Consider the following 21,736-nt stretch of genomic DNA (forward strand, 5'->3'; position numbering starts at 1 on the left):
GTTCATGCTACGAATTCATGGCGCTGGCGCCCCAGTCCTTCGATCTCGATTTCCACAACATCGCCAGCCTTCAGATACGGGAAGCGACCGGACAACGCGACCCCCTCGGGCGTGCCAGTGCAGATCAGATCGCCGGGCTCGAGAACCATGTACTGGCTCAGGTTCCACACAATGGTGGCGACGTCGAAGATCATGTCCGCCGTGGATGAATCCTGGCGGAGTTCGCCGTTGACCCAGCTGCGCAGCCGCAGGTCGCCGGCGTCTACCGCCTCGGGGGTGACCAGGTACGGTCCGGTGGGGCAGAACCCTGGTGAGCTTTTGCCCTTGGACCATTGGCCGCCGGAGACGTTCAGCTGGAAGTCGCGCTCGGAGAGATCGTCGACCACAACGAACCCTGCAATGTGATCGCGGGCGGCTTCGGTGGACTCCAGATATGAGGCGCGCCGGCCGATGACCACCCCGAGCTCTACTTCCCAGTCGGTCCGGGTCGATCCGCGGGGGATGCCCACGGCGTCATCCGGACCCCCGACGGTGTTGGGGGTCTTGAGGAAGATGACCGGGTGGGCGGGCGGCTCCGCACCGGATTCCGCGGCGTGTGCGGCGTAGTTGAGGCCGACGCAGATAACAGCCGACGGCCGCGCGACCGGGGCGCCGTACCGCACGTCCGTTGAGCTGACCTCCGGGAGCGTACCCGCCGCCAGCGCTGCGGCGGCCGCCGCCGGACCGCCCCCGGACAGAAAGTTTCCGTCGATCGCCAGGGTGAGGCCGCTGAGCGCGTAGTGCCTCCCCTCGTGGACGAGAACGGGTAGTTCGGCGCCCGGGGCGCCTATCTGGGCAAACTTCATGAAGAGTTCCTTTCGGGCATTCATCGGTACGCAGAAGGACGACGGCGGGAAGCTCCCCGCCGTCGTCCTCCCCCAATCCGGGCCGTCAGCAAACTGCCTGCCGGCCGGTCTGTGTGCGTTAGCTGGCGCTGAGGGTGGATTCCGGGATGTTGCGCTGGTCATGCAGATAGGAGAAGAGTTCCCGCAGACCGTATGACCATTGGGGCAGCTCCTCCGCCGCGCCCACACGGTTAACGAGCGCGCCGAGGTGGCTGCTGCGGATGGTCACGAGGTCGCCCGGCCGGTGGGTGAAGCCCTGCCCGGGCTCTTCCCGGTCCTGCGTCGGCGCGAACAGGGTGCCCGTGAAGAGCGCGAATCCGTCCGGGTACTGGTGGTGGCTTCCGTACGTCGCCGCGACCAACTCCTCGAATGGCCGGCTGATTCGCGCCACGGAGTTGCGGCCCTCCAGCGCGTAGCCGTCCTCCCCCTCCACACGCAGCAGGATTTCTTCCTGGCGCAATGTCTCCAGGCTGAAGTTGTCGTCGAACACCCGGATCAAGGGCCCCAGCGCGCTGGACGCGTTGTTGTCCTTCGCCTTCCCCAGCAATAGGGCGCTCCGGCCCTCCACGTCCCGGAGATTGACGTCGTTTCCGAGCGTTGCGCCCACCACGGCACCTTTCGAGGTGACGATGAGCACGAGTTCCGGCTCCGGGTTGTTCCAGGTGGAGAACGATGGAATCCCGACTCCGGCACCCAGCCCCACCGAGGAGAGCACTGGGGCTTTCGTGAAGACCTCGGGGTCCGGTCCGATGCCGACCTCAAGGTACTGTGACCACAGCCCCTCAGCGATCAGCACTTTCTTGGCCTCGGCTGCCTCCGCCGAACCCGGGCGGATGGAGCCTATGCTGCCGCCGAGTGCACGGCCCACCAGCTCGCGCATCTCGAGGGCGTGGCTGGCATCCCCGCCGCAGCGCTCCTCGATGACGCGCTCGATCATGCTGTCCACGAAGGTCACACCGCAGGCCTTGATGACCTGCAGATCCACCGGGGCCAGGAAGTGGGGAAGGTCCGGTTCCTGCGCCAGGGATGCGCTGACGACGTCGTCAGTGCTCCAGCGGGGCTCGGTCAGCGCGGCACGCACTGCGGCCGCCGGACCGGCAAGCTCCAGCAGTTCGGAGACCGTTTCCGCCAGGCCGGTCAGATCGAAGACATCACCCTCCTGCACCGCAACCACCCTGGGTCCGGCCGTTACGGGGTCCCAGAGCCTGCCGACCAACAGGGCCCGATCCGCATCGTCCGGGAGGACCGAGGGTACGGGAGCCACGGGCGCGCTCACCCCTGCCCCTCGCTCTGAGCCGCGCGCTCAGCCGCTGGCAACTGCCAGGTCCCGTCGATGCGCTGCGGCACGTTCCACGGGTTGGCGTCCCGCAGGGGTTCAGGCAACCGTCCCACGGGGAAGGACTGGTACGCCACGGGGCGCAGGAACCGGCGGATGGCGGCCGTGCCCACCGAGGTGGTGGCCGACGTCGTGGCCGGGTACGGGCCGCCGTGGTGCTGGGCGTAGCTGACGGTGACGCCCGTGGGCCAGCCGTTCCAGAGCACCCGGCCGCTGATGTCGGTCAGCCGTGCCGCGAGCTCGGCGACGTCATCATCCGGCTCCGCCTGGAGCGTGGTGGTGAGCTGTCCTTCCAGGAGCTCAGCGAGGGCCGGGAGCTCGGATTCGTCGCTGTATTCCACCAGCACACTGGCGGGTCCGAACATCTCCTGCCGGAGGACCGACGGATCGCTGCGCACGGCGGCGGACGTCGTGTGGAGCAGGGTGGGCGCCGGCGTCTCGGCGAAGTCGCCCTCGAGCAGAACGTCTACTCCGTCCGCGCTTTGCAGCGAACGGACAGCGTCGGTGAACCCCTCGTGCAGCCGGTTGCTGAGCAGCCGTGCAGGAACGAAGCCCACCAGGGCGTCGCCCAGCAACTCCCGCACCCTGTCGGTCTGGCCGCCGGGCACAAAGAGCAGTCCTGGCTTGGTGCAGAACTGGCCCATTCCCATCGTGAAGGAGCCGGCATAACCGCCGAGGATCTCGTCACGCCGCGCGGCCCAGGCCTTTTCGGTCACGAAAACCGCATTGATGCCGCCGAGTTCGCCGTAGAACGGGATCGGCTCCGGGCGGGCATTGGCGCGGTCGAACAGCGCCCGACCGCCCGCCGTCGAGCCCGTGAATCCAATGGCTTTCACCAGGGCATGGTCGACCAAAGCCTCAGCCGCGGCCCTTCCGGTGACGAGTGAGAAGAGCCCGGAAGGCGCCCCGGCTGCGTCGAGCGCCGCCTCGACGGCCTCGGCTGTGCGCAGCGCAAGCTTCAGGTGTCCGTCGTGTGCCTTGTGGACGACGGCGCAGCCCGCGGCAAGTGCCGAGGCGCTGTCCCCGCCGATTACGCTAAAGGCAAAGGGGAAGTTGGATGCCCCGAATACACCGACGACGCCGATTGGCACGTTGAGCCTGCGCAGGTCGGGCCGCGGGCCCATGCCCCACGCCGCGTCCGCATGGTCGATGGTCGCATCGAAGTGCTCGCCTGCACGGATCTCGGTTGCGAGGAGGCGGAGCTGGAAGACTGTGCGCCTCAGTTCGCCGCGCAACCGCGCCTCACCGAGGTGCGTCTCCTGAACGGCGATTTCCACCAGGGCCTCCGCTTCGGCTTCGAGACCGTCGGCCACCGCGTCGAGCCAGTCCCCGCGGGTCCGGGGATCCGCGGCGCGGCCCTTCTCGAACGCCGTGTGGGCGGCCTCGACTTTCGCGTTGAGCTCGGAGATTGCCGTCGTCATCGGACCGCGCCGGTTGCCGTCAGTGAGCCGCCCGTGACGGCGGCGCGGTCGCCGACCTCCAGCCAGCCGGCGCCGCCCGGAAATTCCCACCGGGAGCGGGAAGCGGTGATCATTTCGGCACCTGTACCCGGCAGCCGGGGTGCGGCGTAGCGGCCGTTGACGATGCGGACCGGCTCGGCAAAGTGCTCGTGGAGGTGGTCGACGTATTCGATCATCCGCCCGTCCTGGCTGCCGCTGACGGCTGCGTAGTCAAAGAAGGAGAAGTGCTGGACGAGCTCGCACAGCCCCACCCCACCGGCGTGCGGGCAGACCGGCACCTTGAAGCGGGCGGCGAGCAGGAGGTTGGCGATGTTTTCGTTCACGCCGCCGACGCGGGTGGAGTCCAGCTGGAGCACGTCGATGGCTCCGGCCTGCAGCAGTTGCTTGAAGACGATGCGGCTTGCGACGGCCTCGCCGGTGGCGACGCGCACGGGAGAAACGCCGTTGCGGATCTCGGCGTGGCCCAGGATGTCATCGGTGCTGGTGGGCTCTTCAATCCAGTAGGGGCTGAACTCGGCGAGCTGGTTGACCCATTCGATGGCTTCGGAGACCTCCCAGCGCTGGTTGGCGTCGATGGCGATGGGCAGATCTCCGACGGCCTGGCGCGCCAGGGCCATGCGGCGGCGGTCGTCGTTAATGTCGCCTCCCACCTTGAGCTTGATCATGGAGAATCCGTCGGCGGCCGCTTCCTTGCTGAGCCGCACGAGTTTCTCGTCGCTGTAGCCGAGCCAGCCGGGCGACGTTGTGTACGCCGGAAAACCGTCCACCTTGAGGGCTGCGATGCGGGCGGCCTTGCCGTCCTCGCCGGCGCGCAGGATATCGAGCGCCTGCTGCGGGCTCAAGGCATCCCGAATGTGGGTGAAGTCCACGACGTCGACAATCTCCTCTGCTGGCATCTCACTGAGCAGTAGCCAGAGGGGCTTGTTTTCGCGCCGGGCGCGGATGTCCCAGAGTGCGCTGACCAGCGCACCGCAGGCCATCTGGGTGACGCCCTTTTCCGGGCCCAGCCAGCGCAGCTGGGAATCATGGATGAGGCGTTTGGAGGCCCCGCCGAGGTCGTAGATGAGTTCGTCGATATCGCGGCCGAGCAGGAGCCTGGCGTAGGCCTCGATCGCATGGGTGAGGATCTCGTTGCCGCGGCCGCAGCTGAAGACGAAGCCGTGGCCCTCGTCGCCCCCATCTGTGCGGATGACGACGTAGGCGGCCGAGTAGTCGGGGTCCACGTTGACGGCGTCAGAGCCATCGAGCTCGAGGGACGTGGGGAAGCGTACGTCCTGGGTATGGATGGAAACGATGGAAGTCACAGTTATCTTCTCTCTGGTCAATTACACGAGCGTACGCGGCGATTCCTATATGAATTTATATAATCATATAGGAATGGCCAACCAGATCAAGGGTATGGGCAAGAAAAAAGCCCCGACCAGCAGGCCAGGGCTTCATTTCAGTCGACGATGTGCCTTCTCGGAGGCCCGCTATCTTCCAGCGGGGGGAGGTCCTCGGCTCCCTCGAAAGCCTGGGAGAACCGGTAGAAGGAGTTCCTGATGTGCTCGGCCATGGCCCGCTCCGCCTGATCCGGCAGGCATGCCGAGATGGCGTCCCGCACGGCCGAGTGCTCCGCCACGGTGATGGCGCCGTCGATGTCTGCCGGGTATAGGCGGAACGTGTGCAGGTGGCAGTGCGTTTGAGCGAAAGCATGCCGCACTACCGGGTTCCCGGCTGCGGCGAGGATGGAGTCGTGGAAGCGGGTGTCGTGGGCGACTAGATCCTGTCGCAGCTCGCCCCCGGCTTCCATGGTGCCGCGAAAGGCGGACAGCTCTTTATCCAGGGCTGCGGCCGGGTTTGCGAGTCGGTCCACGGCCGCGGACCGCGCCGCCCATGGCTCCACCAGCAGCCGGAATTCGAAGAGGGCACGCAACGCAGGGAGATCCAGCAAGGGCGTGGTGCTGTAGCCGCGTCCGGGACTGTAAACCACCAGGTTGTCGCCCTCGAGCCGTTGAAGAACTTCCCGGACCGGCGTCTGCGACACGCCCAGTTCGCGCGAAACCGCATCGATGTTGATGCGGGTGCCGGGCGCGATTTCGCCCCTGAGAATGGAGGCCCGCATGGAAGCGTAGACGTCGCTGACGCCCGCCTTGCCTTTGGACGAATCGGACGGTTGACGTGGGGGCACGCGGTTACCTCTTTGTGCTGGTTGAACGGAGTCGCTGTGGGAATCATAAAGCACGGCCCTTGGAGTCTGTGTCTAACGGGAGACCACAGGGACGTGGCCTGGCTCGCACCTCTATATGATTAGCCAGATTTCGATATGGATTGGGCGGAGGCTTCCCTTTGCGTTTCCCCGTCTTGGCGCCCCCTCATCCAGAGCCTCGTTACGTCAAAGGAGACCGTATGACTGCCATGGCCAGCAGGCACACCGCCACGCCCTCCCCCACGGTTCTCCGCACCAGATCCCGCAGGCGCTGGATGATCATCTGGCTCGCGTTTATCGGGCTTAGCATCAACTATCTGGACCGCTCCAGCCTGAGTGTGGCGTTGCCGTTCATGGGCAAAGACTTCCAGCTCTCGGCAACGCAGCAGGGCATGATCTTCGCTGCCTTCTTCTGGGCCTACGACTTCTGCCAGCTGGCAGCCGGCTGGTACGTCGACAAAGTCGGCCCGCGGAAATCCTTCTCGCTCGCAGCAGTATGGTGGTCCATCTTCACTATCATGACCGCCGTTTCGCAGAATTTTTGGTCGTTGTTCGCCGCCCGGTTCCTGCTAGGTGTCGGTGAAAGCCCGGCACCCAGCACCGCAGCCAAGGTGGTGGCTGTGTGGTTTCCCGTCCGGGAACGGGCCCTTGCCACGAGCATCTGGGATTCGGGGTCCCGCGTGGGCGCAGTCATAGCGCTTCCGATCATCACTCTGATCGTCGCGTTCACCTCGTGGCACGCGGTCTTCATTATCATCGGCGTGGCCGGCCTTATCTGGGCGGCAGTGTGGTGGAAGACCTACCGCAACCCCGAGGAGCACTCGGGAGCCAATGCCGAGGAATTGGCCTACATCCAGGAAGGGGGTGCCCGGAGCGAAGCAAGTGACAACGCGAGCGCCGCAGGGCTCCCATGGCGTTCGCTGTTCAAATACCGCACCATTCTCAGCATGATGTTTGGCTTCTTTTGCCTGAACAGCGCCATCTACTTCTTCATCACATTCTTCCCGAGCTACCTCGTGACGGAGCGCGGGTTCGACCTGCTCAAACTCGGCGTCTTAGGCGCCATACCCGGCATCTGCGCGGTGATCGTCGGCTGGTCGGCCGGCTACGTCGCCGACCGCGCCGTGCAGCGCGGCGCCTCGGTGACCCGGGTTCGCAAGACCGCCATCGCCGGCGGCCTGATCGGCGGTTCGGTCATCATGTTCGCGGCGGTGGTTCCGGAGGCGTGGATGGCACTGGCTTTGCTGTCACTCGCCTACTCCAGCCTCACCGTCGCCGCTACCGGGATCTGGTCACTGCCCGCGGACGTCGCCCCGAGCTCCCGGCATGTGGGATCCATTGGCGGCCTACAGAACTTCGCCTCCAATCTGGCTGGCATCTTCACGCCGATCCTCATCGGCGTCCTGGTGGACCAAACGGGATCCTTCGTGGCGCCGCTCGCGGTCATCGGATGCATTTCGCTGCTTGGCGCTGTGAACTACCTCTTCGTACTGGGCAGGATCGAGCCCTTGAAAGTCCCGTCGGGCGCGGCCTAGGGGTCGGCCGAGGCGCCGTCCTGTCACGCCCGCCTGGCGATCTCAGGCAGGATCAAAGGGTTGCCTCTTCCTCCATTGCCAGCCTGGTCAGTCGCAGTTCGTCCTCCACGGCGAGGGAGGGCCAATAGCCCGTCGTCAGCTTCATGACGCGGCTCCGATCTGCTGCCGGGAAGAGCTTCCTGAGCAACCCGGCCGCCTGGAGGAGGGCGATCAGCGCTGTGGTCCTGGCATCGGGCACCCTGGGGTCGGGCGCCTTGGCAACGGACGCACTGGCAACGGACGCCGTGGCATCAGGCTTCGCATCGGATGCCATGGAGTCAGGCCCGGCCTCAGGTGCCCCGGCATCAGGCGCTGCGGAATCTGGCGCCACGGATGCAGGCTTCGCAGGCTCCGCCGGCGCACCGCTGAGTGCCGCCTCGATCTTTTCCAGGAACGCGGCCTCCGGACCGTGATCCTTCTCCGGGTACCGCGTCCACTTGAACAGGCCCAGGTGTCTTGCGCCGACATGTTCCACGATGCCCCGTGACGCCATCCCCTCGTAGACACGCTGCACTTCGGCGCGGCCTTCCAGCATGGCGACCCATTGCTTGGGGGTGTGCGGCCGTGACTTGCCGCGGATGAGTTCCAGTTCGTACTGGAAGTCCGTTCGCGGGGCGGCGCCGGTGGCCCTGACGTGCTTCCCCTCCAGCCCGATTGCACCGAGCAGGTCCAGCTCGGCCAGTATTGCCCCTGCCACGGTGGTCCTGAGTGCAAACACCGGCACTTCCGGTTTGCCGTCCTTGTCGTTCGTGGCCAAGAGCAGGAAAGCCTGGGGAAGGCTCAGTTCCGCCGTCTTTGGTGTGTCAGCATCCATAAGGATCATGGTGGCGCAGTTACCCAGCCACCACAATGAGGATTTTTACCGGCCTCTGCGCCGGCACATACTCACATCAGACGTGCTGGTCGACCAGCACCGGGTTGCCGTCCGGATCCAGGACGATGAAGCTCGCCGGCCCCGACGTTCCCGTGTCTGCCTCGGCAAGGAATTCCGTGCCCTTGGCTTTCAGTTCCCACTGGAGCTCGCGGACATCGGTGAAGGGGTCTACAGCTTCCGCGTTCTGATTCCAGCCCGGGTTGAACGTGAGCATGTTCTTCTCAAACATCCCTTGGAAGAGTCCGATGACAGTCTCGCCGTTCTTCAGGATCACCCAGTTCTGGGTGATGTCGCCACCGAATCTGCTGAAACCGAGTTTCTCGTAGAAGGCAGCGGAAGCCTCGATGTCCTTGACGGCGAGGCTGATGGAAAAAGCGCCGAGCTGCATTGTTGCTCCACTCTCCAAGGGACGGATCTTTCCGATGATACCCGCGGAGGTGCCGTGAAACGCCGCGTGAACAGTCGGCAAAGGCCTTCTAAACCGCGAGAAAGGCGCGGCCTGGTCCGGTGACGGAGAGGTAGTTTCGAACCATGACAACTCCCCCTTTGCGCTTGGGCAGGGCTGCGATCGCGGCTGTGGCCCTTAGCCTTCCTGCAGCGTTTCTTTCCCCAACAGGAGTGTCCTTTGCAGACGCCTCAGCGCCGGCATCACACGTGCAGGAACAGCAGGACGGCCGGAAACTGGAGCTCGGCGCCCCGGATCTCACCGAGACTCGCACCGTCACAACGTTGGCACCTGGGCTGACTCGGACCTCCATCACCCGCGGCGCTCCGGATGCCTCGCTGTTCTGGACCGCCGAAGTCGCCATCCCGTCCACGTCACCCGATCCAGACGCTCCAGCCTCCGCGCTGTCCGATGAAGCGACAGCCCGGTCAGTGGCCGTAAGACTCCGGGACGCCGGAGTCCAGACCAGGGTTGAGCACGTCCAGTCTCCCCATCTCGCCGACGCCGGCGGGGACCTTGGATACCGCGTGCGGGCCGGAGCGTTTCAGTCCAAGGCCGACGGCACAGCAACCATCAGCCAGATCACGGCTGCAGGCTACACCGCCTCGGTCCTGTACACCGGCTGGGACGGCGACGCCGGGAACACAGGAAAAACCCGCGGTCCATGGAAGCTGGAAGTCCTCACCCTTGACCCGAAGGTGTTCAAGGGAGAGCTCACCTCCGGCTTCGGCCCGGACCTTCAGGACCGGGAAACGACAAGCCGGCTCGCGGCGGCGGACGGTGCCCTGGCCGCAGTGAACGGCGGTTACTTCGTTCTGGACCCGAAGGCCGGCGCACCGGGCGATCCGGCCGGAACCGCCGTCGTCGGTGGCAAACTGCTCAGCGAACCTGTCGGGGACCGGCCGTCACTCGTCATCGACGGCCAGAGGAATGAATCTTCAATACAGCGCCTGACATGGACCGGACGTATTTCGTCCCCAGGCCAGGGCACGACGCTGAATCTCGACGGACTCAACCGGGTGCCGGGGCTGATCCGCAACTGCGGGGGTACCGGTGACGTCCCCACCAACCTGCCCCTGCACGACATCACGTGCACGGATCCTGACGAGACTGTCGCCTTTAGCGGCGAGTTCGGGCCCTCCACACCGTCCGGACCGGGACTGGAAGTTGTCCTGGATCAACACGGCACGGTGACGGCGATCAACGCCGCCCGGGGCACAGCAGTTCCGGCCGGCGGCCGCACCGTGCAGGCCACCGGCGCGGACGTCGCGAAGCTCAACAGTCTGGCCACCCCTGGAAAACGCCTCGACGTCGAATCCAACCTGACCAATGAAGCCGGCAGGGCAGAGAAGACGGGCCGGGCCACATCCGTCGTCAACGGCGGGCCGATGCTTGTGTCCGGCGGCGCCGAGAACATCACGGCCCGACGGGACGGCATGGTTCACTCCGGCGACAGCAACAGCTTCTATTACGGTTGGGTCCACAAGCGCAACCCCCGGACGATCGCGGGCGTCGACGCCGAGGGGCGCACCCTCCTGGTCACGGCCGATGGACGCCAAACAACATCGCTTGGGCTGAGCATTAAGGAAGCAGCCGACGTCGCCCGGTCTCTGGGGATGGTGGACGCCATCAACCTCGATGGCGGAGGTTCCACCACCATGGTCGCAGCCGGCCAGGTCATCAACTCCCCCTCGGATGCCGCCGGTCAGCGTCCGGTGGGAGATGCACTGCTGGTCCTTCCACGCCGCAAGGGCTGACGGGCCGGCGTCCCCCGGAGCTGCTTCGAGCGGGTCCGCCGGCGGGTGGCTGCGTTCAGCACCCGCGTGCACACTGCCCAGTACGCTGCTCCCGCGGCCAGCGATGCCGCGACGGCCAGTGCCGGGCTAATCCCGGCCAGGGGCGGGTAGACCAGCCAGTGGACCAGATACGCGTAGAGGGAGGCGCTGGCCAGCACCACCGTCAACCGGCGGAGGCCCTTCGGCACCGGGATGCTGGGCAGCCAGATGAGCAGCAGTATCCCGGCGAGGAGCGTGCATTCGCGGATCGAGTTGTCGAAGAACCCCGGAACGGTGAGCGCCGCAATGCCCGAGACCACACAGCGTTGGGCCACCGTCCGGGACCGTGCAGTGGCCCAGCCCAGGGCGAAGAGCCAGAGGGCGGGCGCCGTGTGCGGCACTCCGGGGTTCAGCAGCTCGTACCGGGTGAGCAGTCCGGCTCCGGTCAGCGCCAGTGGAAGGAGCAGCGGGAAGCGCCGCTCGGCGCGGTCCGCCCAAGGAACGGCGAGCAGAACTGTCATTCCCAGGATCAGGTAGACAAGTATTTCGATGAACCAGAAGTGCCACTGTGTTGTCACTGCCTCCGGCCCGACGACGGCGTTCAGGAGCAGGATATTGGCCGGGGCGTAGTCGTCGGTGACCAGATAGGCGACAGCGATGAACACCATGCTGGGCACGACGATTCTGGCCAGACTGGCCAGCTGCCTCCGCAGGCGCGGGAGCCGCTCCCCCGAGAGCTGGAAGCGGGCGAAGTTGTACCCGGCCACCGCCATGAGCACATGGGCCGCTCCCTGCCAGCTGAAGAGGCCGACGTGCGTACTGACGATCAGGACGATCCCCACGGCCCTCAGCACGATGCTCGTGTCGAGCGGCGCAAAGAATCGCCCCCGCTTCCGGACCGGCGCATCGCTGGCGCGTGGTTTCAAGTCCCGGACCGGAGTCACATGCCAGTCCGGCGGAAGATGACCCAGGGCCTGTTCCAGCCTGACCGATGCTGCCACGTAGGACAGCGAGTCTCCGCCCAGCGAGACGAACGTATCGCCCCCGGCAATGTCGGCGACCTCCAATGCGTCCCGAAAGATCTCCCGGACGCTGCCCGGGCCGACGGCGGCCGCGCCTTTGTCCGCGTCCGCGGGCTCGCGCTCGGGCCGGGACAGTGCCAGGACAGCCTGGTAGTCGAGCTTGCCCGTGGCCAGGCGCGGGAGCTGCTGGACGGTGTGGAGTTCGAGGGCCGCACGCGGCAGCCCCACACCCTGGGCGAGGACCTTGCCCAGGAGACGCGTGTCGTGGTCGCCCTCGACGGCGACGACCAGCCCGTCGTCCGTGCCGGCGCTGGCTGCCTGCACGCCGAGGTCGGCCAGGATCCGCTCCACCTGTCCGAGATCGACGCGCAGTCCGACGATTTTGACGAACCTGCTGCGGCGGCCCACCACTTCGTAGACGCCCGCGGGGTGCTTCCGGGCCAGATCACCGGTGCGGAGCTCCGTGATGCTCCGGCCGGCGGCAAGGTCCGACGGGCTCTCGGCATAGCCAAGCATGACGTTGGGGCCGGAGTAGACCAGTTCGCCGTGCTCCAGTCCCGGCACAGGTTCGATCCGGAAGGAGCCGCCGGGCACGGCGACGCCGACGGCGCCCGGGACAGTGGCTGCGAGGTCCGGCGGCAGGTAGGCCATCCTGGCCGTAGCCTCCGTCTGGCCGTACATGACGAAAAATTCCCAGTCCTTCCGGCGTCCGAGCTCGGCGTATCGCCGCACCGATTCCGGCGCCATTCTGCCGCCGGCCTGGGTGATGTAGCGCAGGTCGGGAAGCTCCATATCGGCGAAGCCCACCCGTTCCAGCAGCTCGAAGGTGTACGGAACGGCCGCGAATGCCGTCGCCCCGCGGCTTCGAAAGAGCTCCCAGAAGCACGGATCAACGACGGAGAGGTCGGTGAGAACCAGTCCCGCACCGCGGAGCAGGTGGCTGTTGATCACCGACAGCCCGTAGCAGTAGGACATGGGCAGCGTCGTCGCGGCCCGGTCGTCCGGGCCGATGTTCAGGTATTCGGAAATCGACTCGGCGTTGGACTGCAGGTTCGCATGCGAGAGACGGACGAGCTTGGGCGAGCCCGTGGATCCGGACGTGCTGAGCAGGAGGGCAAGATCCGGGTGCAGCTCATGCCGCGTGCCCGGCCGCCGCTCTTCAAGGACCGCGCGCCCGCTGCCGGACCGCACAATGACGTCGGGGTCATAGGCCGCAACGAGGGATTCCAGGGCGGCGGGCTTGTCCTCGGGCAGGAGGATGAGGGGGTGTCCGCCCATCAGGGCCGCCAGATAGGCGACGAGCGATTCCACGTCGTTGGCTGCGGCGAGCGCGACGAGGCGCCGTTCGGTGCCCAGCCGGACGGCCAGATCGTCGACGCGTTCCGCCAGCTCCCGGTAGGTCAGCGCCAGAGTGTCGGTGAGGATGGCGGGTCTGTCCCCGTAGCTCGCAAGATCGGCGGCAAAGGGCACCCGCATGAAATCAAGGTGCGTGGTCATTCGGACGATGATATTAGCTTAGGCTTACCTAAGCAAAATTACGGCACAGAATCTTTGCGTAATGATCCTTAGCGCCGGGCCAGCGGAAGACTGAGCTTTATCGTCGTACCCTCGGGTCCGGTCCGGTCCACCTCGACAGAGCCGCCAGCGGCCGTGGCGATTTCACGGACCAGTGCCAGGCCGATGCCGAAGCTGCGCTGGCTCCCGGATCCATCCGGGCCGGAAGTCCTGACGAAGCGGTCAAAGATCCGGGCCTGGTCGACGTCCGTGATTCCGGATCCGGTGTCCGCCACACAGACAACCGCCTGGTTGCCCTCGGTTCCTGTCCTGATGATGATGCTCCCGCCGGACCCCGTGTGGGCCAGGGCATTGTCCGCCAGGGCGAGCACGGCCCGCCGCAATGAGTTCCGGTCGATGCGGGCCAGCGGCTGGCCGCCGTCGTCGGAGAAGGACAGCCGGACGTCCTGCCGCGCCGCAAGTTCCTGCAGGCTTTCACTGACGGCCCCAGCGACGTCGGCCAACTCCACCGGTTCCGCGGCGGGATCCGGCGCGGCTCCGGTGGCCGCCAGCAGGAGTTCGTTGACGATCCCGGTCAGGGTGGCTGCATCTTCCCGGATCTTGCCCAGTGCCCGGCCCGGTCTGGAGTCAGGGTTGGTGTCGCGCTGGGCGAGCTGGATGCGCGCGTCCAGGATGGCCAAGGGCGTGCGCAGTTCATGGCTGGCATCCTGGACGAACCGCCGCTGCAAGGCAAGCGCTTCCCCTAGCGGCAGGATGGCGCTGCGCGCGCTGAGCCACCCGACGACGCCTGCCAGGACGATTCCCGCCCCTCCTGCGATGATCATCGCTTCGATCAGGTCTTTGGAATCGAGATAGGTGTAGGCCTCCCCGTGCGCAACGGAGCCAGGCAGATCGGGGTGCGCCAGCTTGTTCATCAGGTAGGCGGTCGCGGCGGCGAGGAGGCAAAGAACAAGCACCGCGCAGGCGGCGCTTGTCCGTACAGCGACTTTGAGCGAGGCCCGCCGAAGTGTGTCACGGTCCGGTTCGCCTGTCACGGGAGGTATCCGATTCATGGGGCATCGCCGATCTGGTAGCCGACGCCGTGGACAGTTCGGACCACGGCCTTGGAAATCTTCCTTCGGAGGTGGTGGACGTACGTGTCGATCAGGCCGGGCTGGTCGGCGGCCCGGAAATGCTCGCCGAGCAGTTCCTCCCGCGTGAATACCCTGCCCGGTTCGGAGGCCAGGGCGGACAGCAGCTCTGCTTCCTTTGCTGTGAGGGAGACCAATTGCCCATAGATCGAGCGCACGGAACGCGACGCCGGATCGAATTCCCAGTCTCCGATGCTCACGGGTGCCGGTTCCGGCGTGAAGGTGCGCGTCAGGGCGCGCAGACGGGCCGCGAGTTCACCGGCGTCGAACGGTTTGGCCATGTAGTCATTGGCGCCCGCATCCAGGCCCCTGACCTTTTCATCGGTGGCCCCGAGGGCCGTGAGGATCAGGATCGGCGTCGGAACCCCCTTGGACCTCAGCGCCGTGATCAGCGCGATCCCGTCCATCAGGGGCAGGCCCCGGTCGATCACCATAACGTCCCAGGCCTGGGTCAGCGCCAGGTGCAGGCCGTCCAGACCATCGGTGGCCAGCCGGATCCGGTAGTCCGTTTCCAGCAGTTCGGCGATCAGCGGTCCCAGGGCCGCGTCGTCCTCCACCAGGAGCAGGGACGGCCGGCCGTCAGCGGTTGTCATGTCAGCTATTCTCCCGTGCCATGCCTTCCGCCGGCAGATCACCCGCGGCGTCGCCGAAGTCAGCCGCGGGTTCGGCGGCTGCTCCGCGGTTCCGGCGGCGGCGCTTCAGGAACTGGATAACCCACGGCAGGACGGAGACAAGGACCATGACAACGGCAATGACGTCTATGTTGTTGGCGACGATCTCATAGTGCCCCAGCCATGTCCCCAGCAGCGTCACGGACGAGCCCCAGGCCAGCGCCCCGGCGATGTTCCAGAGCGTGAAGGATTTGTACTCATAACGGGCGATGCCGGCGCTGAGGGGGGCGAACGTCCGGACCATGGGCACAAAGCGGGCCAGGACGACGGCGGCTCCGCCGTGGCGGCGGAAGAAATCCTCCGTGGTGGTCAGGTGCGCTGTCTTGAGGACCCGCGCGTCGTCCTTGAACCACCGGCGGCCGAACCTGCGTCCGATCATGTAGCCGACCTGGTCGCCGGCCACCGCAGCGGCGGTGATGACGCCGATGAGCACCGGCAGCGTCAGGTGCAGTTGCTCATGCAGGAGGCCTGCTGTGAAGAGCAGCGAATCCCCGGGCAGGAAGGGGAACAGCACGCCGGATTCGATAAACACCATTAGGGAAATGACGCCGAGCGCCGCCGGGCCCAGGCCCTCGAGCAGGCCCGCAGGGTCAAGGAGGGACGGGGACCCGGCCGCGGCCGATAGTGCCGGGGCGAGTGCTGAAGCGTAAATGCCGTGCATGGTCAGGTCCTTAGGATCGGGTGGACCGGGTGGAACCGGTTGTTTGGGGCGAGGCTGCAGCCGGGAGCCGGTCCATGATGCGCGGAGCGAATCGGTTCCACAGGCCTCCGAGCAGCAGCGCTGCCGCACTCGCCGCGAGGAAGGAGGCTGCCACATCGGTGGGGTAGTGGACCCCGATGTAGAGCCGCGACCATGCCACCACCAGGGCCACCACCCCAGCGGCAGCTGCAGTGGCCTTGGCCCAGCGGGTGCCGCGGGCCAGGAAGTACAGCGCAAATCCCAGCGCGACCGCAAAGGAAACGTGACCGCTGGGGAAGCTGTTGGAGCCGGTTTCGGGCGAAAGCGGATCGAACAGCAGGGCGGGGTTGGGCCGCTGGCGGGCGATGATGAGTTTGAAGAACTCACTGGCCACCCAGCCGGAGCAGGCGACGAGGCCGAATGCGACGGCCTTCACCGGGGAGCGGCGGACCACCCAGAGGTAAAGCGCGACGGCGGCCACCAGGATCACGCCGGCCGCCGGGCCGAACACCACGTTCAGGACCATTGCCACGTCGGTCAGTAATGCGGCGTGGTGCTGGCTGAGATCCTGGTCGACAACGAGCTCGGCCGCGCTGCCGCCGGGCACCAGCTGCGCCGCCACTCCGAGTGCAAGGACTGCCGCGCACAGCAGTGCGCCCCATAGCGGCCAGTGGCGGACCTGCGGAAATGCCCAGAACTGCGGGCGGGCAGCCTGACGTGTGGCGGGATTCTGGGGTGCTGTCGTGCGGTCAACAGGGGCTGGTCCAGGCATGGAGTCCTACGGATCGGGGCATGGGCGCTGTCCGGCGCCTGCTTCCACTCTCCAGTGCGGCCTTTAAGAATGGCTTAAGAAGTACCTGGTCCATCCAGCAGCAATCCCGGTCGCGCAGCGGTACTGTGAGGCGCATGGAGATGCGCCTCGAAGTTGTGCAGGTACCCGTCGCCGACGTCGACCGGTCCAAGTCGTTCTATACCGAGAAGCTGGGCTTTGTCCTTGACCACGATGTTGAGTACATCCCCGGGATGCGGGTGGTGCAGCTGACGCCGCCGGGTTCGGCTGCTTCGGTCGTCATAGGAACCGGAATGACAAGCATGGCACCGGGCAGCCTCGAAGGGCTGCAGCTCGTCGTGCCCGACATCGGTGCGACTCGAGCCGAGCTCCTGGCCCGGGGCGCCGATATCAGTGAGGTCCAGGACATGGGCGGGGTGCAGTTTGCCTACTTCGCTGACCCGGACGGCAACCGCTGGGTCATCCAGGGTGCGACGTCTCCGGCCGTCATGCGCAAGTAAAAAGGACAGTCCAGGATTTTCCTCATGCCCGTCCGGGATCCTGAGATCAAGGGTAGGCCGGTATCGCGATGTACTGGTTGATGTTCGTGGACTTGAAGGCCGCAAAGAGGCAACCAGTGAGTAGATTCCGATGGCGCGATATTTGGCCTGAGTGGATATTGCACGTTTCATTTCATGCGCCCCGATCCGTGGGCTCCTGCACGGGTGGCGTAATCGCCGCGACACGTCCTGACGGCACCCTCGCCGTGCAGCTTTCCTGATCAATTTCCAACGTCATTAACAGCTTGCCGCGGGCAACCAGACTCCCCGCACGAACGGGCGAACGATTCACAGTAAATTTCGGCGAAGTCACAGCCAAGGCCCCCCGAAATCATTCAGCTTTCCACCATTGACAGGTGTACGCCGTACACTCTAGTCTTTTCTCAACAGGTGTACGCCGTACACTTCAATAGTGGAGGAGCTTCAAGTGAACACAATCCAGGCAGGCAGTGACCACGAACTGCGCGGCGCAGGCGACGCCGGCAGTTACCCGGGCGTCGCGATGAGGGCGGCAACCTACCGCCGTTTTGGCGGCCCGGAGGTGGTCTGCATCGAGGAGGTCCCGAAGCCCTCGCCGCGTCCGGACGAGGTCCTGATCAGGGTTCACGCCAGCACGCTCAGCGCAGCCGACCGCCGGGCGCGCAGCCGCACCGTCCCGGCCGGGCTGCAGGTCCTCTCCGCCCTGGCGCTTGGCGTCGTCAGGCCGCGGCGCAGGATTCTGGGGATGGACGTTGCCGGCGTTGTCGAGGCCACGGGTTCGGACGCGAGCAAGTTCCGGGTCGGCGATGAGGTGGTGGCCATGCTGGGGGCCAAGTTCGGCGGCCATGCGGACTACGTGACAGTCCGGCAGGACGGGCCCATCACCGCCAAACCGCACGGCATGAACTTCTCGGAGGCCGTCACACTTGTTTTCGGCGGACTTCCGGCCCAGGCGTTCCTGGCGCGCGCCGCCGTCGAACCCGGCCGGACCGTCCTCATCAACGGGGCCTCCGGTGCAGTGGGCACGGCTGCGGTGCAGCTCGCCAAACACCTCGGCGCCCATGTCACCGCCGTCTGCAGCGGCGGAAACAGCGGGCTGCTGACCTCCCTCGGCGCAGACCGCGTGATCGACTACACCGCTGAGGACTTCACCGCCGGGGGCCGGAGCTACGACGTGATCATGGACTGCGTCGGCAATGCCCCCTTCAGCCGGGTCGCCTCCAGCCTGAACCCCGGGGGTGCACTGCTTCTGGTCATCGCCGACCTCAAGGGGATGCTGCAGGCACCCGGCAACAGCCGCCGAAGCGGAAAGCTCGTCACCGCCGGCGATCTCAAGCTCAACTACACCGCGGAAGACCTGGCCGCCCTCGTCCGCCTCGCGGAAGACGGCCGCTACACGGCCGTCATCGACCGGACCTACCCGCTTGCCGAGATCGGACAGGCCCACCGCTACGTGGATACCGGCCGCAAAAGGGGCAACGTCATCGTGCAGGTCACCGCCGAATCCCCAAACCGCTGAACATTCTGAAACCAGCCCCGACACAGTGCTCATGAGCAGCCGGAACAGGGACTATCGCCAGCACCCCGCCGGCGGTACCGTGCTGGCAACCACTCCCCCGCGAACAGACAAGAAATGGACCCAGCACCGTGGAACTCATGACCGCCTGGACCACCCGCGGCGACGGAATCGCCAAGCTGCAGCCCGCCCGGGTGCCGCGGCCCACCCCCGGCCCGGAGGAAATCCTGGTCCGAATCAATGCGCTCTCCCTGAACTACCGGGACCTGATGGTGATCAGCGGGCGGGACAGCTGGAAACCCCCGGCCCCCGTGGTGCCGCTCTCCGACGCCGCAGGCACCGTGGTGGAAACCGGTGACGGCGTCACCCGGTTCAGTGTGGGCAGCCGCGTCGCTCCGATCTTCCTGCCCAAGTGGCACACCGGGCAGCTGACCCGGGAGACCTACGTGGACCCGACCGGTGGCCCGCGCAACCGCGGCATGCTGGCCGAGTACGTCACGGTCCACCAGGACGAGGCCGCGGAAATCCCGCCGGGAATCAGCGACATCCATGCCGCCACCCTGCCCGTCGCGGCAACCACTGCCTGGCACGCCGTGGGAAGGCGAAGCCGCGTCCAGCCGGGCAACACCGTCCTGATCCACGGGACCGGCAGCGTGGCCCTGTTCGCCCTGCAGTTCGCCGCAGCGCTCGGCGGAATCCCAATCATCACGTCCAGCAGCGATGAAAAGCTCGCGAAGGCCCTGGCACTTGGCGCCCGCCACACCGTCAACTACGCCGAGACGCCGGACCTCGCGGGCCAGGTCCTGGCGTTCACGTCAGGAGAAGGGGTTGACCACGTCATCGAGACGATTGGGGGCGAGAACCTCAATCACTCCCTCAGGGCGGTCAGGATCGGTGGAACCATCAGCTTCATCGGCCTCCTCGCCGGGACCGCTGCACGGGTCAACACCTACGAGTTCGTCACCAAGAACGTCACGATCCACGGCATTGAAACCGGCTCCCGCGAGATGTTCGAGGAGATGGCCGGCTTCATCGCAGAGCACCGGGTCGTCCCCGTGATCGACTCCACCTATTCCACCGGTCAGGTGCAGGACGCCCTCCGGCATCTCGAAGGCGGCGGGCCGTTCGGAAAGATTGTCCTTCTGCCGGAAAGGACGGGACCCGCCTAGGACAGATGCGGACGGCGGCGGGACCTCCCGCCGCGCGAGAAGAGAGCGCGCCATAGGGGGCCTATAGCCGTCGGTATGCTGTAGGCCAACGACGATGGGGGGATAGGTGGGAGTCTCTGCCGACAGCTCCGTCGTTATGGAATCAAAGCTTCGCCGCTATCCGCCGTTCGTGCGGTTCTGGCTGGCCTCGACGGTATCCGGTTTCGGCACTTACATAACTTCTGTGGCCCTCTCCGTCCTGATTCTGGCGACGATGAACGGGACAGCCCTTGACCAGGGACTGGTTAATGCTGCGCGGTGGGCACCGTATCTACTCTTCGGTCTCGTGGCGGGGGTGTGGATTGACCGGCTTCCCCGCCGGACAGTGCTTATCGGCGGAGACCTCGGCCGCGGCCTGATACTGACGGGCGTGGCCCTGGCATCGGCGGCCGGCCTGCTTTCCATTCCGGCCTTGGTAATCCTGATCTTTGCCTTTGGAACACTGGCGCTGACAAGTGACGCCGCGCATCAGAGCTTCCTCCCGCAACTGGTCCCCAGGCCCCTGCTGACCAAGGCCAATGCCCGGCTGCAGCAAAGCGATACCGTGGCACAAACCACCGGAGGTGCAGTAGCAGGCGGCCTGGTCGCACTGGTGACAGCCCCCTTCGCTTTGTTGCTGGATGCCGTCTCTTATTTCCTCTCAGCCGCGGTCCTCCTCACCCTGCAGCGGCCTTCCCAGGCTCCGGTTCGAAGCTCACAGCGGCTTCACCGGAAGGTCGCGGAGGGCCTTCGCTGGGTCTACAGGCATTCTTACCTGACGCCCTTGGCGTGCAGCACCCATATCTGGTTTATCGGCTCGTCCATCCTCGGGACCGTCCTGCCGGCTGTGATTCTGAACGATCTTGGTATGGGCGCCGTCGGTCTCGGCTTGGTCATGGGGTGTGCCGGAATTGGGGCTGTCATCGGCACGACAGTTTCCACTCGAGTGGGCCACCGGTGGGGTACGGGCCGGACAATGGTGATGGCACGGATGGCCCAGCCGGTCGCGATCGCGTTGGTGGCCCTGGGGCCCGTCGTCGCCGGTGCGACAGGCACGGGAGAATCGTATGGCTCCCCGTTGCAGTGGACCGGGGAGATATGGGCCGCCTTCGCTCTCATCGGCGCAGGGCAGCTGCTCTTTGGCGCGGCCATGGGCGTCGAAGGACCGCTCGAAATGGGATTTTGCCAAGCTGTCACCCCGGACAGCCTGATCGCCCGGATGAGTGCCACGATGCGTTCAGTGAACCGCGGAATGATTGTCATCGGCGCCCCGCTGGGCGGGCTCATAGCCACCATGGCGGGCGCCGGTACCGCGCTCTGGGCTTCCGTCGCGTTTCTTCTGCTGGCCTCCATGGTGCTCCTTGGCTCGAAGTTCAGAAGCGTGCGGACCGAGGACCAACAACTTACTGACGAGGAAGCACTCGCCCGCGATTGACAGCTGTTGGAGCGTCCTGCGAAGGCCTTGGTTGTCCGCGTAGCCGTGGGTCAGCCCGCGGCGCCCTGCCGTCGCACCATCTCGTTGATCCAGGCCGGCGCGAACGGGGACGTGCAGTTCGGCGGGGTCGGGTAGTCCTTGAGAACCTCGAGCCGCTCGCCGATGTCGATCGCCCGGGCACGGTGCGCGGCGTGCTGGATCCCGATCTGGGCCAGGCACATGTTCATCGCCCATTGCAGACGATCCGGTGCGTCCTTCATCTGGGCCTCGATGGTGTCGAGCAGGCCCGGAAGGTCAAGACCCTGGGGCTTCTTCACCACTCGTTCGCTGGTCAGTGCCCAGCCGGCGCTGGCCACCACGGCGTCGGGATCGGCGGTCCAGGCCGTACGCAGCTCCTCGGCGTGCGGGCTCTTCTTGACCACATAGTTCACCAGCCAGTCTTGCACCTTGGGTGCCCGTGACTGGCGCAGCATGGCGTCCAGCTCGCCGCGTTCGAACTCCTTGGGCCGGCAGATGAGCAGCGCGAGGAGCCGGGCGGGCGTGTCATCCGTCGCCCAGAGCACGCGGGCGAGGTCCTGCTGCGTCTTCAGGCGTTTGGCGATGGCGCGCAGCTTGGAGAGATTCACGCCGTGGTCATCGCCGTGCTTCTCGTTGACCGCGCGCATCTTCGGGTCCTCGAGGGCGGCCAGCTCGGCCATCAGCTCGGCGACTGTCGTCTGGGACATGGGATCCTTCCG

Annotated in this window: 19 protein-coding genes; 6 read left to right on the plus strand and 13 right to left on the minus strand. The window is 66.1% G+C overall.

Features of this window, described 5'->3' with window-relative positions; all coding sequences use genetic code 11:
* Positions 1-2: 2 nt before the first annotated feature.
* From AC1DF4_RS09200 to AC1DF4_RS09220, 5 genes are all read right to left on the minus strand, one after another.
* On the minus strand, positions 3-845 hold the full coding sequence (locus AC1DF4_RS09200; protein WP_476912600.1) for a fumarylacetoacetate hydrolase family protein: 843 nt from the start codon (positions 843-845) through the stop codon (positions 3-5).
* Positions 846-963: 118 nt separating this feature from the next.
* Complete coding sequence (locus AC1DF4_RS09205; RefSeq protein ID WP_476912601.1) at positions 964-2,160, minus strand: fumarylacetoacetate hydrolase family protein; 1,197 nt, start codon at positions 2,158-2,160, stop codon at positions 964-966.
* Complete coding sequence (locus AC1DF4_RS09210; RefSeq protein WP_476912602.1) at positions 2,157-3,641, minus strand: aldehyde dehydrogenase (NADP(+)); 1,485 nt, start codon at positions 3,639-3,641, stop codon at positions 2,157-2,159. Before AC1DF4_RS09210 ends, AC1DF4_RS09205 begins: the two co-directional genes overlap by 4 nt.
* Entirely contained in the window at positions 3,638-4,984 is a 1,347-nt protein-coding gene (locus AC1DF4_RS09215) for an enolase C-terminal domain-like protein (RefSeq protein ID WP_476912603.1), read from the minus strand. Before AC1DF4_RS09215 ends, AC1DF4_RS09210 begins: the two co-directional genes overlap by 4 nt.
* A gap of 137 nt (positions 4,985-5,121) precedes the next feature.
* Positions 5,122-5,850, minus strand: coding sequence for a GntR family transcriptional regulator (locus tag AC1DF4_RS09220; protein WP_476912604.1), 729 nt, complete (start codon positions 5,848-5,850; stop codon positions 5,122-5,124).
* Between the two features lie 218 nt (positions 5,851-6,068).
* Here AC1DF4_RS09220 and AC1DF4_RS09225 point away from each other — a divergent pair, with 218 nt between their 5' ends.
* Positions 6,069-7,403 carry an MFS transporter gene (locus AC1DF4_RS09225; protein ID WP_476912605.1) on the plus strand — a complete coding sequence of 445 codons (1,335 nt, stop codon included), beginning with the start codon at positions 6,069-6,071 and terminating at the stop codon, positions 7,401-7,403.
* Positions 7,404-7,455: 52 nt separating this feature from the next.
* Here the strand turns inward: AC1DF4_RS09225 and AC1DF4_RS09230 are convergent, their stop codons facing one another.
* Together AC1DF4_RS09230 and AC1DF4_RS09235 are read right to left on the minus strand one after the other, a co-directional pair.
* The gene (locus tag AC1DF4_RS09230) at positions 7,456-8,256 is read right to left on the minus strand and encodes a GOLPH3/VPS74 family protein (protein WP_476912606.1); all 801 of its coding nucleotides are present in this window, start codon (positions 8,254-8,256) and stop codon (positions 7,456-7,458) included.
* 76 nt (positions 8,257-8,332) lie between these two features.
* Positions 8,333-8,704, minus strand: a complete 372-nt coding sequence (locus AC1DF4_RS09235; protein WP_476912607.1) for a VOC family protein — start codon at positions 8,702-8,704, stop codon at positions 8,333-8,335.
* A gap of 266 nt (positions 8,705-8,970) precedes the next feature.
* On the opposite strand from AC1DF4_RS09235, the gene AC1DF4_RS09240 reads away from it, so the two are divergent.
* A complete protein-coding gene (locus tag AC1DF4_RS09240) occupies positions 8,971-10,518 on the plus strand; it encodes a phosphodiester glycosidase family protein (RefSeq protein ID WP_476912608.1) in 1,548 nt (515 codons plus the stop codon).
* Here the strand turns inward: AC1DF4_RS09240 and AC1DF4_RS09245 are convergent.
* From AC1DF4_RS09245 to AC1DF4_RS09265, 5 genes are all read right to left on the minus strand, one after another.
* Positions 10,467-13,055, minus strand: coding sequence for an AMP-binding protein (locus AC1DF4_RS09245; protein WP_476912609.1), 2,589 nt, complete (start codon positions 13,053-13,055; stop codon positions 10,467-10,469). The genes AC1DF4_RS09240 and AC1DF4_RS09245 overlap by 52 nt on opposite strands.
* 68 nt (positions 13,056-13,123) lie before the next feature.
* Complete coding sequence (locus tag AC1DF4_RS09250) at positions 13,124-14,107, minus strand: sensor histidine kinase (RefSeq protein ID WP_476912610.1); 984 nt, start codon at positions 14,105-14,107, stop codon at positions 13,124-13,126.
* Positions 14,108-14,121: 14 nt separating this feature from the next.
* Positions 14,122-14,796 (minus strand): response regulator transcription factor, encoded by a 675-nt coding sequence (locus tag AC1DF4_RS09255; protein WP_476912611.1) that lies wholly within the window; start codon positions 14,794-14,796, stop codon positions 14,122-14,124.
* 1 nt (position 14,797) lies between these two features.
* Entirely contained in the window at positions 14,798-15,535 is a 738-nt protein-coding gene (locus AC1DF4_RS09260) for a DedA family protein (protein WP_476912612.1), read from the minus strand.
* A 10-nt stretch (positions 15,536-15,545) separates the two neighbouring features.
* Positions 15,546-16,325, minus strand: coding sequence for a phosphatase PAP2 family protein (locus AC1DF4_RS09265; protein ID WP_476912613.1), 780 nt, complete (start codon positions 16,323-16,325; stop codon positions 15,546-15,548).
* Between the two features lie 134 nt (positions 16,326-16,459).
* On the opposite strand from AC1DF4_RS09265, the gene AC1DF4_RS09270 reads away from it, so the two are divergent.
* The 4 genes from AC1DF4_RS09270 (at position 16,460) to AC1DF4_RS09285 (ending at position 20,999) form a co-directional block, all read left to right on the plus strand.
* Positions 16,460-16,843 (plus strand): VOC family protein, encoded by a 384-nt coding sequence (locus AC1DF4_RS09270; RefSeq protein ID WP_476912614.1) that lies wholly within the window; start codon positions 16,460-16,462, stop codon positions 16,841-16,843.
* Positions 16,844-17,309: 466 nt separating this feature from the next.
* Positions 17,310-18,380, plus strand: coding sequence for an NAD(P)-dependent alcohol dehydrogenase (locus tag AC1DF4_RS09275; RefSeq protein ID WP_476912615.1), 1,071 nt, complete (start codon positions 17,310-17,312; stop codon positions 18,378-18,380).
* A gap of 137 nt (positions 18,381-18,517) precedes the next feature.
* Complete coding sequence (locus AC1DF4_RS09280) at positions 18,518-19,546, plus strand: zinc-dependent alcohol dehydrogenase family protein (protein ID WP_476912894.1); 1,029 nt, start codon at positions 18,518-18,520, stop codon at positions 19,544-19,546.
* 106 nt (positions 19,547-19,652) lie between these two features.
* Positions 19,653-20,999: an MFS transporter gene (locus AC1DF4_RS09285; protein ID WP_476912616.1), complete on the plus strand. Its 1,347-nt coding sequence runs from the start codon at positions 19,653-19,655 to the stop codon at positions 20,997-20,999.
* A 50-nt stretch (positions 21,000-21,049) separates the two neighbouring features.
* Here the strand turns inward: AC1DF4_RS09285 and AC1DF4_RS09290 are convergent, their stop codons facing one another.
* Complete coding sequence (locus AC1DF4_RS09290) at positions 21,050-21,724, minus strand: DNA alkylation repair protein (RefSeq protein ID WP_476912617.1); 675 nt, start codon at positions 21,722-21,724, stop codon at positions 21,050-21,052.
* Between the last annotated feature and the right edge of the window lie 12 nt (positions 21,725-21,736).

The organism is Arthrobacter sp. 05N429 (assembly GCF_056397045.1).